This window comes from Methylobacterium sp. BTF04 (assembly GCF_010692745.1).
In the GTDB taxonomy this organism is placed as follows: Bacteria; Pseudomonadota; Alphaproteobacteria; order Rhizobiales; family Beijerinckiaceae; genus Methylobacterium.
In genome coordinates, this window is record NZ_JAAHTB010000070.1 from 1 (window position 1) to 12,349 (window position 12,349).

Sequence of the window (12,349 nt, forward strand, 5' to 3'; positions counted from 1 at the left end):
CGCCTCGATACGCCGCCCTCAATCCACCGTCGTCACCCACTTTCCCGCATAGCTCGATCTGCCACCGACCTCCTTCGTTCAGGGCGGACGCAACCGCACCATCGACTTTTTGTAGATCGTCCGCGTGGATCAGACTCGAAAAACTGGATCCGCTCCGAAGGAACGCAGCGGTGTCGTATCCGAGCAACCGCCCGAAGCCGTCCGATAAAAAAGACATGGTATAGTCGGCATTGTTCATGCTACTATACAGGAATCCGTCGATTCTATTCGAGAGATTCTGAAGAAACGCGCTGGCGTCTATCATTTGCACGAACCGATCTTTCAGACAGCGTCCGCCTCGTCTTCCATCCGACCAGGGTGCACGAGCGCGCCCGTTTCCAAGTCTGATCGATCGTGGAAGTCCCCTCGTCGGCCCGGTCCCGGCGCGACGTCGATCCGCCTACGCGTCCAACGGGCGCCGGCGGCCGACCGCGAATATCCGCGCCGCGTTATGGCTGCGGCCCGCAGCAGCCATCGTCCTCTAAGCCGGAATGCCGGCCGTCGCGACCGCATCCAGGGACGTCATGGGAGTTGCGACCTCCGTGCTGCCGGGCGCGGGCAATTCCGTTCGGACACGGGTCTTCTGCGGATCGAAGTGGGGGAATGCAACGATCGTCGCTGCGAGCCGCTTCTGGTGACCGTCCAGCTTGCCGATCTCGACGGGCCGGCCGATCGTCGCGGCGGAGACATCGAGGCGCGCGAGGGCGATCGTCTTGCCTAGGATAGGCGACTTCGTGGCGCTGGTGACGACGCCGACCTGGGTCCGGCCGTCATAAACGGGATCGCCGTGCCCGACATGCTCGTTTCCGCTCACGTCGAGTCCGACCATCCGCCTGTGCGGATTGTCCCGTCGCCGCGCGACCGCCTCCGATCCGACGTAGTGATCGGGTTTGTCCTTCGGAACGGTGAAGCCGATGCCTGCTTCGAAGGGGTCCGTCTGGTCGCAGAAGTCAAATCCGGCGAACACGAGGCCCGCCTCGATCCGCAACATGTCGAGCGCGGCCAGACCCATCGGCATCATGCCGTGCGGCGCGCCGGCCTTCACGATCGAATCCCACACCGCCGTCGCCTGGCCCGGGTGGCACCAAACCTCGTAGCCGAGTTCGCCGGTGTAGCCCGTCCTCGACACCAGGACCGGCACGCCCTCGATGCGTCCGACGGTGAAACGGAACCATTTCAGTTCATCTACGGTGGGTTCCTGAGGCGGGCTCACGAGGAGGCTCGCCAAGATCGTGCGCGATTTCGGGCCCTGCACCGCGACGTTGTGGAGCTGGTCCGTGGAAGACTTTACCCAGACCTTCATCTTGTTTTCTTCGGCGAGTTTCCGAAGCCACACGCCGGAATACTCGTCGCCACAGATCCAACGGAAGTTGTTTTGGCCGAGGCGGAATAGGGTGCCGTCGTCGATCATCCCGCCGTGCGGGTTGCACATCGCGGTGTAGACGATCTGGTTGACGGCCAGCTTGCGGACGTTGCGTGTCATCGCGAGCTGCATCAGGTCCTCGGCATCGGGACCGATGACCTCGAACTTGCGCAGCACGGAGAGGTCCATGATGATGGCGCGCTCGCGACAAGCCCAATATTCTTCGAGCGGACCAGCCGCGTTGAAGCAGGTCGGGACCCAGAAGCCGCGATAATCTTCCATCTTGCGCGTCAGGGCGGCGGTGCGGGAATGGAAACCAGACTCGCGGGTCAGGCGCGGTTCGGCATCGGGTGTCATGCGGTGGCTCATACCCTTGGAGAAGGCGCTTTCGGCGTCATAGATCCGAACGTGGATGTCGGTCGGGATCCAGCCGTTGGCTGGATCGATGTCGTCGGCACAGGAGGACGTGGCGCAGACGAGGTCGGTCAGGGCCCGTAGCAGGACGTAATCGCCCGGGCGGGACCAGGGCTCGTCCATCGTGATCAGATCGTCCGGGCCCGCAACGGTGTTGTAGAAGAAGTTGATCGCCGGCCAACCCTTCTTCGGTTGCACCCCGTGGGGGTTCAGGACCGCGTTGAAGTTGTCGGTACAGTTCGAATGGCCTGGATAGCCCATGTCCTCGTAATACTTGGCCGAGCAGGCGAGCATGAAGGTATCATGACGGCCGACCGTGTCCTGGATGATCTCGACCAACGGAACCATGCGCGCATCAAAGTACTTCGACAGCAATCCAGGCTTGGGTGCCGTCGATCCCATCAGGGTGTGGGTCGTCGTGGCGTCGAGGCCGAATTCTTGGCCATCGGCCAGGGCGACGGCATCGAAGGCGAGGAAGTCGGCGCATTGGCGCCCTTCGACGTCGACGATCTGAATGTATTGACCGGCCTTGACTGTGTAGGCTTCGGCGGTTGCCGCCTTCACACGCAGGTCGAGGAGCGGCGGAGCGAGGGGCGGGGGAGGCAGGCCCTCCGACGACGCTGCCGGCTCGATCTCGACGCGCAGGTCGGTGGGCGGGTTCTGGCCGTCGGGAGCCATCGCTTCCCCGGGAATGACGAGCACGCACGCCGATGCCGCGTCCGCCGTAGCGACGAAGACAGCGCCCGCCTCCGAATCGGCCTCGAAGAGCCGGTGTTCGACGAATTCCGATCGGCTGATGCGTCGTAGCAGCTCCGCCGCGACCGCCTGCCCGCCCGGCAACGTCCTCGTCAACGCTTCGCCGGTTTTAGTGACGGCGCCCCGACCCGGCACTCCCGTTCCGAAGGTGTAGCCCTGCACGTAGAGAAAGGCTTGCTGCCGCCCTTCCGGGTCGACGATCCTGATGCGGTCGCCCTCGCCGACCTCGAACGCGCACGACGATCCGCCCCGCGCCACGAAGGAGCGGGTCCTCGGTCGTGGCGAGGTGGCCTGTGTGTCGGCGCCCGGCATCCAGATCAGGTTCATGTCAACATCCCGCGCGCATACGCCTCGACGGTCAAGGTCCCGACGCACGGTGCGTCGGAACATGTAGCGAACGCCGGCCGCCTACTCGGCGGCGACAGGAAGCCCCATGAACGCCTCGAGAGAGTCGTCCATGGCTTTCATCCAGGTCGTGTGATGCGGCGGCGAGACCGTGCCGGTGATGGTGGAACGGTAAGACCGGTCCCGGTAGGTGAGGATGCCCGCCATCTTGTGGTGCTCCCACTCCTTGAACAGCTCGGCGACCTTGTCGACGTCGAGATGCGGATAGTCGGTGGCCTCCAGAAGCTCGCGGACGTACTCCGTCTGGAAATCGATCGCCTCGAACGGGTCAGTGAGCGTGTCCTGATAGGCCAGCCACTTGGCGATGTCGGCTGCCTGGTCCTCGCGGCTCGGCAGCGTGATCTTGCCCATCATGTAGTCGCGGGCATACCAGGCCTGGGCATCGAACATGTTGAAGGTATAGTACTGGTCCTGCATCCCGAGGTAGATCATCTTCGGATTGAATTGCCAGAATATGCCCTTGTAGATCCCGGCGGGGTACAGGCAGTTATGGGACTTCAACCGCAGATCGTCTGGAAGAAACGGATACATGTGCTGATAGCCGGTGCAAAAGATGATCGCGTCGACCTCGGCCGTGCTGCCGTCCTTGAAATGAGCCGTGTTTCCGACCAGTTTCAACAGCAGCGGCTTCTCGACGAAGCCTTCCGGCCAAGCAAAGCCCATCGGCTTGGTGCGGTAGCTGAAAGTGATCGATTTGGCGCCGTACTTGATGCACTGGGTCCCGATGTCCTCCGCCGAGTAGCTCGAGCCGACCATCAGAAGGCGCTTGCCGACGAATTCGTCGGCGACGCGGAAATCATGCGCATGCATCACCCGGCCGGGGAAGAGTTCCAGGCCCTCGAAGCTCGGCACGTTCGGAACCGAGAAGTGGCCGTTGGCCGCCACGACGTAGTCGAATTCCTCGACCTGATGCTCGTCCTTGATCAGGTCCTTTGCCGTTACGGTGAACTTGCCGGTCTCCTCCGAATAGCTCACCCATCGAACAGGGGTACAGAACCGGATGTACTTGCGAACATCGCTACGCTCCACCCGGCCGGCGATGTAATCATGCAGGACGGCCCGGGGCGGATAGGAGGGGATCGGGCGACCGAAATGTTCCTCGAAAGAGTAATCCGCGAATTCGAGGCACTCCTTCGGGCCGTTCGACCACAGGTAGCGGTACATGCTGCTGTGAACGGGCTCGCCGTTCTCGTCCAGGCCGGTACGCCACGAGTAATTCCACTGGCCGCCCCAATTGGACTGCTTCTCGAAGCAGACGACCTCGGGGATTTCCTCACCCGCGCGCCGCGCCGACTCGAAAGCCCGCAATTGGGCTAGTCCGCTCGGACCCGCACCGATGATGGCAACCCGTTTCCGCATGACCAGAACCCCGTTTTTTGTCTCGTGAGCTGAAAAGGCTACTGATCGTGCCCCTCGCCACTGGATGATGATGTCGGCTCGACGCGGTTCACGCGCCTCGCACGCAGAAAGCCTTGAGCGCCCGTCGATGAGCCATCGCGGCTAGCACGGGGAACCCGGCAGCTGGCCGGATACCCGCTTCGTCGCGCCCCGCGCCCGGACGACAACGAAGCTCGATCGATGTGTGACGTCCGTCAAAGCCCCGTCGGAGTAGCGACGAGAGGAACGGCTTCCTATCGAAGTATTCTCGCCGGGTGAAGCATCTACGCTTTGATGAAACAACGAAGCAATAGTGACTGTTGGCACTACTGTGGCGACATGTTTGTGCACTGCAAATAGAAGAGGGGCACAGGAATGCAAAAGCGGGGCCATGCCTCTGCGCCGTGGACGACGCGCGAGCGTTTCCATCTGCCATGTCGAAGCCGGGAGCCCAGCCAGAACGCGGAATCCGGCGGTCGACTGGCCGATCGTCGATGAAGTGCTTGGGCGCTGAGCTCGTCGGCGATACTGTGCCGGATGAGCGCGCGCCCGGGTCGGCGGCCAGGGCCGCGCAACCCGAGAACGCGTTTCGGCAGGTGGGATGGCACCGTTTCAGAATGAGTGACGAACCGATCCGGGCCAGCCGCATCTCGTTGATCGATATCGAATGGTACAGGCAGCTCGGCGAGGTCGCGGCATCGATCGGAACCGAGATCTTTCACCGGAAGCTGCTGTCGCTGTTCGCCCTGTGCATCGAGAGCGATTCGGGATGGATCATCCGCTACTCGCGTGTGGCGCCGCCCGATGTGCTCTATACGGACGGGGTTCCGAGCGAGATCGTCGAATTCTACAACAAGAAGTGCCTCCGCATCGATCCTTTCTCGCTGTATTGGAAGACGTTCGGCAAGCCGGGGGTCCTGACCTTGTCGGAGATCGGTCATACCAGCCCGGAATCGATCCTCTACGGCAAGATATTCCGACCGGCCGCGAATATTTCCGACGAACTCGGGATGTTTTTCCCGACGGTCGGGCATTGCTGCTTCGGATTGTTCCTCGAACGGCAGCGAAGCAACTTCTCGCAGGATGACGTCCGCCGGGCGGAATTGATCTTCCCCGCCCTGGAGGGATGTCACAGGAGCCATCTCGGCAATCTGTTCAGCAACCTGCGCTACACGGACGGGTCGCAGGCGGACGGGCTGCTCAATCGGCCGACGTTGATCCGCGACCGGCACCACGAGGAGGTGTTCGCGAACGAGTCCTGGAAACAGGCGGTCCTGAATGATACCTCGATCCTATCCATGCTGGAGACCCTCGCCCCTTCGGACGCCATCCAGACGGTCCACGCGCGGAATTACGTCATCACCTCGGAGGTCTTCGATCGGGATTTCGCCCTAGCTCCGGGCGGTCGGATCTTCATGCTGGGGCCGAAACCGGCGGCGCAGGATGATTTGGTCAGCTACCGCGCAGCGGCGGATGTCCTAGTCGCTCTGACGCCGCGCGAGCGGGATATTCTGGCCCTCGCGATGAAGGGCCAGGCGACGGGACAGATCGCGCAGGCGCTGGAGATCAGCAAGGGCACCATCAAGAATTGCAAGATCCGCATCTACCGGAAGGCGGACGTCACGTCCGAGCGCGACCTCATCAAGAAGTTCAGCCCGTTCTTCCCCTCGACCTGACGTCGGACCGAGGCGATGCAGGGGTGGTTGCGCATCGGAAGAGGCCGAGGCGGGGCCTCGGCCTCTTCCGATGCGGCTACGTCGATCGGTTCAGGAGGTCCTCTCGTCCGTCGGGTGCGTGCGCAGACGCATCGGATCGTAGAACGGCGTCCGCACGACGTTGGCCACCAGCGTGCCGGACTCGGTTCGGACCTCGACTTCGGTGCCGAGTGCGGAGAGCTCGGGCGGCACGTGGGCGAGCCCGAGTGATTTCATCAGGTGTCGGCTGTAGGTCGTACTGTTGACGGTACCGACCTCGCGGCCGTCCTTGAGGATCTTGGCGCCTGGCGTCACGGCCTGATCGTGCATGATCTCGAGGCCGACCTGGCTGAAGCGTTCCTTGCCCTTCCTTGCCTGCAGGGCGGCCTTGCCGCGGAAGTCCGGCTTGCCGAGGTCGACGGTCCAATCCAATCCAATCTCCCAGGGAGTGGTGTCGGGCAAGGGCATATCGAACGGGAAGAACAGCAAGCCACCCTCGACGCGAACGATATCGAGGCAGTCCCATGAGGCCGCCACGATGCCGAAGGGCTCTCCCGCCAGCATGATCGCATCCCAGATCGCAACGGCATCCTTGGAGGCGCAGAAGACCTCGTAGCCGCGCTCGGCCGAATAGCCGCCCCGCGCCAGGGACACGTCATGGCCGAACAACGTCGTGCGAGCATGTTCGAAGTACTTCAGCTTGACGAGTTCGAACGGCGTGTGGGGCTTGAGGATGTCAAGCGCCAAGGGCCCCTGAAGGGAGAGGATGTGGACATCGTCGTTCCGGCCCGCCTCGACGGTACGGCCCGTCGTGAATTCCGGGAGAACGTCCTCGAGGCTGCCGCCCCCGTGCGAGATACGGAACGCCTGAGGACCGTCGCGGTAGACTAGCACGTCGTCGATCAGCGAGCCGTTCTCGTCGACAATGTTGCTGATCGCGGACTTTCCTTGCGCGATCGCGCCGACATCGCTGGTCAGCATCGCATTCAGCATCGCTTCCGCATCCGGACCGGTGACGTTGACGATGCGAAGGCCGGAGACGTCGAACAGGCCGGCACGCGACCGGACGATGGTGGTCTCCTCATAGCGGTCCGTGCGGTAGGATTGAGGGATGGGCATCCCGTTCCACTCGGCATCGAGCTTCGAGCCCAGGGCCAGATGGCGCTCGCTGAGCGCCGACTGGCGGGGAAGTTCTTTGTAGTTCATGGCGTTTGTCCCTTTGATTTCAATCATTTTTGGTCGGGCCGAGACGAATTCAGCCAATGATGGCTGTCGGCGCGACGAGACGTCGTGATTTGCCTGCGATCGGGTAGCCGGGGCAGCTCGCCCCGGCTGGCAGGCTCGTTCAAAGCTGGAAGAACCAGTTCGACAGAAGGAGCACCGCGACGCCGGCGACGAGCGTCACGTAGGGCAGGATTCCGGCGCGACGGCGGCTCACCGCTTCTTCCGGGCCGACGTGCAGGTCTTCGAACATCTGGGTCGGGAACTTGCCGCCGTCCTGAACATAATGACGGTAGCAGAAGACCGGGATGATCAGGGCCGCGGTGATGAGGCCCGCCCAGAGGGCGATGGGGTTCCAGACCTTCGCCCCCGCACCCATGAAGACCACGTTCACGAAGGCGAAGATGCCGCCGAGTACCAGGACGAAGGTCGGTGCGCGGTACGGGCGCGGGATGTGCGCGGAATCGATCCGGTGGATCCAAGCGGAGTTGAGGTTGAGGAAGTTGAAGATGATGTAGCCGCAATTCGATACGGCTAGGATGAAGAAGAAGCTCGTCGCATCCGCACAGGCGATCGCCAGGATCGCGAGGTTGAAGATGAGGTCCGTCCACATCGCCCGCGTCGGCGCGCCATGCTCGTTCACGTGGCTCAGGTAGCGCGGCAGCCAGCCATCGGCCGATCCCTGAAAGAGAGTGCGCGAGGACCCTGCCATTGCCGTCATGATGCAGAGCACGAGCGCGAGGATCATCAGCAAGACAAGGAAGTTCTCGATGATCGGTCCGCCGCCGACCATGTGAGCCAGAGCCGCTGCGACTCCCGATCCATCTACGATGGATGGTTCGAGCATGCCCTCTGCGCCCAGCATGCTCTGGAAGGTGAAGGGCACGAGGGTGAACAGCGCGAGGCAGAGCACGCCCGAGTAAAAAATCGCCTTGAACGTGTCCTTGGCCGGATCACGGAACTCGCTGGTGTAGCAAACGGCCGTCTCGAAGCCGTAGGTCGACCAGGCCGCGATGAACATGCTGCCGAGAACGAGCGTCCAGCCGGCGATGTCCCAGGTGCCGGGCGCCGGAGCACCCGGAACAGCGAGTGGAACCATCGGTGAGAAGTTTTCCCAATTCACGCCGTGGATCAGCAGCGGGACGACGCCGACGATAAACATCGGGATGATCACCAGCAGGCCGATGTACTTTTGAACATTCGCCGTTCCAAGGATGCCTCGGTGCTGGACGGCGAAGACCGCGAGCATCAGAGCAGCGCCGATGAAGAAGGCCACGTTCAGCGACAGGGAGACCGAACCGAAGGTGGTTTGGAACAGGGACCAAGTCCGGATGCCCGGCGAGACAGCAGCGATCGCGGCGGCTAGCTTGTCGGGCTCGGCCATCTGTAGGCTTGCGCCGTCCGTGGCGAGCCACTGCACCACGGCCGGTGAAGTGGCCGTCGGTGCGGGCGCTACAGCATTGATCATGTAAGAGGCCGCGATCGAACATCCGAGCGATAGGACCGGCGACCAGGCGAACCAATTGCACCACACCGACAGCGGCGCCACAAGCTTAGCGTAGCGGACCCAGGCGGCCGCGCCGTAGATCGAGGCTCCCCCGGATTTGTTCGGGAAGAGACCGGCGATCTCGGCGTAGGTGAACGATTGAATGAAGCCCATGATCATGGACAGCGTCCAGATCAAGAAAGCGAGCTTGCCGGTGTTGTTGGCTATGCCGCCGACCGAGAACAGGACGAGGGCCGGCACGCCGCTGGCGACCCAAAATGCGCCCGTCCAGTTGATGCTGCGATGCAGTTTGCCTTCGTCGGTAGCCGCGGCGGGCCCCGCGTAGCCCCCCGGAGGCTTTGCGGAGGATGTCGATCCGATGCTCATGGTTCAGCTCTCCAATCGTGTTTTCGAGGGTTCAACCCGGATTGAGACGCTGTCACACCCGGTTCGCAAACCTAGGCCGGACTGTCTCGATGCCGTATTAGGAAAAGCCGGCAAGTATCCGGAACTCCTTTTTCTGAGCAGGTCTTTCACGTGAGCCGGTGCGGCAAGCACGAAAGTCGCTCAAAAAATACACAATCTGTCATTCTGTGTTCGATGACCGACACACATCCTCATGACATACCCACGGACGTCAGCCGCTTCTCTCTTTTTCAGAAGATCTGCGAAAGAAACCGGCGACGCCCGAGAGACGATTTCCGCTTATCAGAAAACTACTTCCGGCTTTCAGGCGGGCATGAAAGGTAAAATGCAGAACCGAATTTTTGTATTTCCAGGCAACAGACCGGCGGCGACCGCTGGAGCCGTCCAGGCCGCCGAATCGATACGGGCTCGCCTTCGGCCGCACGCAGGCTCGAAGTTATTCCGTCGAACGCTTCATGCGATTCCATCAATCCACCCCACGTGAGGCAGCCAACCGATCTCCATGAATTCTCGGTAGGAACAATCATTTCCTTTTGAGCGATCAGCTGTCAAGCACTTTCCTGGCTTGTTACCACTGATCGGCGAATCTGCACTGAAATTGGGCGAAAAACGAAGCCTTCCGCGCACTTTTGTTCAATCACTGAGCGTCGACGCCGACAGACGCCAATCGAGGCGATGTCCCGAGACAGAACGCTCCGGGAGCCAGGTGTCCCGCCAAGGCCGTGGAAGTGTCGGTAAAGGCGTCCCGCCTTCCAACGCGTTGGCGCTTCGCGAATCTGTTGCCGGTTAGTGACACCCGATCCCCGAAACCCGGCTTCCAACTGAATGATTACTTTTTCTGCTTGAGATTGGTCGTTGCCTGTGAAGAAATCTGCGCTCTGGCTCGGCGTGGATACCAAACGGGTCAATTCACAAAAAAGGGGGGTCTGACCTATGTCTAAATTTTCGTTAACGGCTTGTTCATTTGCCGCTACATTGGTGATAGCCGCTACAGCAGCTAGCGCGGCAGATTTGGCTTCCGCCCCGAAAGAGCTCCCCCTTGAGGCAAAGGCCGCCGACCCGCTGATCGGCTTTGCATTCTACTCCCAATATGCTTCGGACTATAATTTCCGCGGCGTCTCTCAGTCGAACCGTCAGGGAAGCATCCAGAACTTCTTCGAGGTGCAATTTCTGAATAATTTCGCATATGCGGCCATGTACAGTTGGCAGACCCGCCTTCCCACCCAGCCCGATTTCGAGTTCGATCTGACCGCCGGTATCCGCCCGGTCTTCGACAAGCTTTCATTCGATCTCGGTGTGCTAGCTTACTTCTACCCGAACGAAAAACGCCTGATCAATTCGGCAACCGGGGCGTTCCTGACCACTGCCAATAGCGATTTTGTGGAATACGCCGGAAAGGCGCTGTACCAATTGACCCCTGAACTGGCGGTCGGCGCCAACGTGTTCTATGCGCCGAGCTTCTTCGGCCAGCATGCCACGGCGACCTACACATCGGGGACGATTGCCTACACGCTGCCCGCATCCCTGTTCTCGTTCCTGCCGGAGGCGTATGCCGGCGGCTTCTCGATTTCCGGCGAAGGGGGCCACTACTTCATCGGTGCAGCCAAGACGTCGGCCACCGGCTTCGATCCGGCGATCGGACGGTTCACGTCCTTCAACCTTCCGAGTTACAATTACGGCAACGTGGGCGTTTCTTACACCTTCAAGAACCTCCTGCTCGATTTGCGCTTCCATACGACTGATATCTCAAAGACGGCATGCTTCGCCTTCACCGGGGACTATCGTGGCTATCTCAACGGAGGCCGCTCCGGTTGGTGCGGCGACGCCATCATCGGCTCGATCCGCTGGCAGGCCTCGACGGCGGCGCCCGGCGTCTATGCCCAGCCTCGCGGCGTCCTCGATTTCTTCAACTAGACATTCGCCGAATCGATACAGGATCCCGCGACGGCGAGGCTGCAATCGTCCGCCGCACCTCATCGGTTCAAGACCCATGCGGTGCGGAAGGAGCGTTTCGTTGATCCACTCCGCCGTTCCGATTGGTGCATCGGGCGGGACGATGACGTGGAGGGTGGACCGACACATTCCTGGGCCGTGCACGTGCCCGACACCGCCGATGTCGGGTCTGCCGCAAAAACGGAAGCCTCGGATTTCGAAAATACGGCTCGATACGAGTTCTCGTTGGCCGCGCCTGATCTAAATCCCACACTTTCCCTGACGTTGGCTTGCCTGCTTTTCCGATCGAGGTTCGCCCGGGATTTTTACTGCCTGTTGCCGCGCTCTGCCACGATTCCGGATCTGTTGCTGTCGGGAGCCTGGACCTTTGCCGGTAACGTCCACGTACCGTTGGCAAGGGTCCGTCAGATCCAGGCATCCTACGCGGTTCCCTCGTACGAGCGGGACGAACTCCTGTGGTTTCACAACCGCCAGCCGATGCACTTTCTCGTGAAAAAGTCACGCTCGACGCGCCGTCGGAACGTGGATGCGGCCCGCACGGAGCCGGTCCGCAGTGGGGAACGGACCGTTAAAGCCGCGAAGGTCGTCGCACTAGCAGCCTTCGCAACGCAAGTGTAACCCTCCTCCCTCCGGATCTTTCTAGAGGCTGTTATGGACTGCTTGTCAGTTGAGCGGCCTGTTTAAGCATGAGACAGAAGAAGGCGACGATGTGGAGATCTGCGAGTGTGCTGGGATAGCGCTCGTAATCCTTGACGAGGCGGCGAAAGCGCGTCGCCCAGGCGAAGGAGATTTCCACCGTCCGCTGTACAACGTTGCCCTCTGCGAGCGTTAGCCTGATCCGGTCCGCTCGGGGGCGGTGGTGAGACTCGAAAGACGATCTCGATGTGTCCATCATCGATCTCGATGCGCCGAACCATGAGGCGAAGGACATCGCGCCTGGCCGTCCAGTCCAGCACGTCGAGGCTCTCGCGCACGTGAGCGGAGAAGAGCTCCAACTGGCCAACAATCAAGGTCAGTTCGCGCTCTGCTTCGCTCGCTGTGTTTCGGCGTGCAACTTCGGGTCTGACGCAATCTCGATGCAGGGCGGCTCATGGTGCGCCGCTCAGCCGAGCTTCGAGCAGGTCGAGTTTGGCGCGGCCGAACATCTGCCGCTTTATGAGGAGCTATGCGGGAAAGTGGGTGACGACGGTGGATTGAGGGCGGCGTATCGAGGCG

The 12,349-nt window shown here is 61.5% G+C and carries 9 protein-coding genes and 1 pseudogene; 4 read left to right on the forward strand and 6 right to left on the reverse strand.

The genetic code is table 11. The annotated features are described in order from the left end of the window. The 3 genes from G3T14_RS21985 to G3T14_RS21995 form a co-directional block, all read right to left on the reverse strand. The coding region (locus G3T14_RS21985) for a PAS domain-containing protein (RefSeq protein ID WP_163644655.1) at nucleotides 1-238 on the reverse strand (238 nt) is incomplete at its 3' end. 282 nt (nucleotides 239-520) lie between these two features. Then, nucleotides 521-2,899 (reverse strand): aminomethyltransferase family protein, encoded by a 2,379-nt coding sequence (locus G3T14_RS21990; RefSeq protein ID WP_163644656.1) that lies wholly within the window; start codon nucleotides 2,897-2,899, stop codon nucleotides 521-523. Nucleotides 2,900-2,980: 81 nt separating this feature from the next. Then, a complete protein-coding gene (locus tag G3T14_RS21995; protein ID WP_163644657.1) occupies nucleotides 2,981-4,336 on the reverse strand; it encodes an NAD(P)/FAD-dependent oxidoreductase in 1,356 nt (451 codons plus the stop codon). 635 nt (nucleotides 4,337-4,971) lie between these two features. On the opposite strand from G3T14_RS21995, the gene G3T14_RS22000 reads away from it, so the two are divergent. Continuing rightward, nucleotides 4,972-6,030 carry a LuxR C-terminal-related transcriptional regulator gene (locus G3T14_RS22000; RefSeq protein WP_163644658.1) on the forward strand — a complete coding sequence of 353 codons (1,059 nt, stop codon included), beginning with the start codon at nucleotides 4,972-4,974 and terminating at the stop codon, nucleotides 6,028-6,030. 90 nt (nucleotides 6,031-6,120) lie between these two features. Here G3T14_RS22000 and G3T14_RS22005 read toward each other — a convergent pair whose 3' ends face one another. After that, the gene (locus G3T14_RS22005; RefSeq protein WP_163644659.1) at nucleotides 6,121-7,254 is read right to left on the reverse strand and encodes an aminomethyltransferase family protein; all 1,134 of its coding nucleotides are present in this window, start codon (nucleotides 7,252-7,254) and stop codon (nucleotides 6,121-6,123) included. A gap of 139 nt (nucleotides 7,255-7,393) precedes the next feature. Continuing rightward, entirely contained in the window at nucleotides 7,394-9,142 is a 1,749-nt protein-coding gene (locus G3T14_RS22010) for an APC family permease (protein WP_163644660.1), read from the reverse strand. A 1,050-nt stretch (nucleotides 9,143-10,192) separates the two neighbouring features. On the opposite strand from G3T14_RS22010, the gene G3T14_RS22015 reads away from it, so the two are divergent. Both G3T14_RS22015 and G3T14_RS22020 read left to right on the forward strand, forming a co-directional pair. Beyond that, nucleotides 10,193-11,095 carry a TorF family putative porin gene (locus tag G3T14_RS22015; RefSeq protein WP_246733492.1) on the forward strand — a complete coding sequence of 301 codons (903 nt, stop codon included), beginning with the start codon at nucleotides 10,193-10,195 and terminating at the stop codon, nucleotides 11,093-11,095. Between the two features lie 183 nt (nucleotides 11,096-11,278). Then, complete coding sequence (locus G3T14_RS22020; RefSeq protein ID WP_163644662.1) at nucleotides 11,279-11,752, forward strand: hypothetical protein; 474 nt, start codon at nucleotides 11,279-11,281, stop codon at nucleotides 11,750-11,752. Nucleotides 11,753-11,783: 31 nt separating this feature from the next. On the opposite strand, the pseudogene G3T14_RS22025 reads toward G3T14_RS22020, so the two are convergent. Beyond that, nucleotides 11,784-11,945 (reverse strand): annotated as a pseudogene (locus G3T14_RS22025) (IS5/IS1182 family transposase); the annotation flags it as partial. A 73-nt stretch (nucleotides 11,946-12,018) separates the two neighbouring features. Here G3T14_RS22025 and G3T14_RS22030 point away from each other — a divergent pair. After that, nucleotides 12,019-12,349 (forward strand): hypothetical protein (locus G3T14_RS22030; RefSeq protein WP_163644663.1); only part of this gene is annotated, 331 nt, incomplete at its 3' end.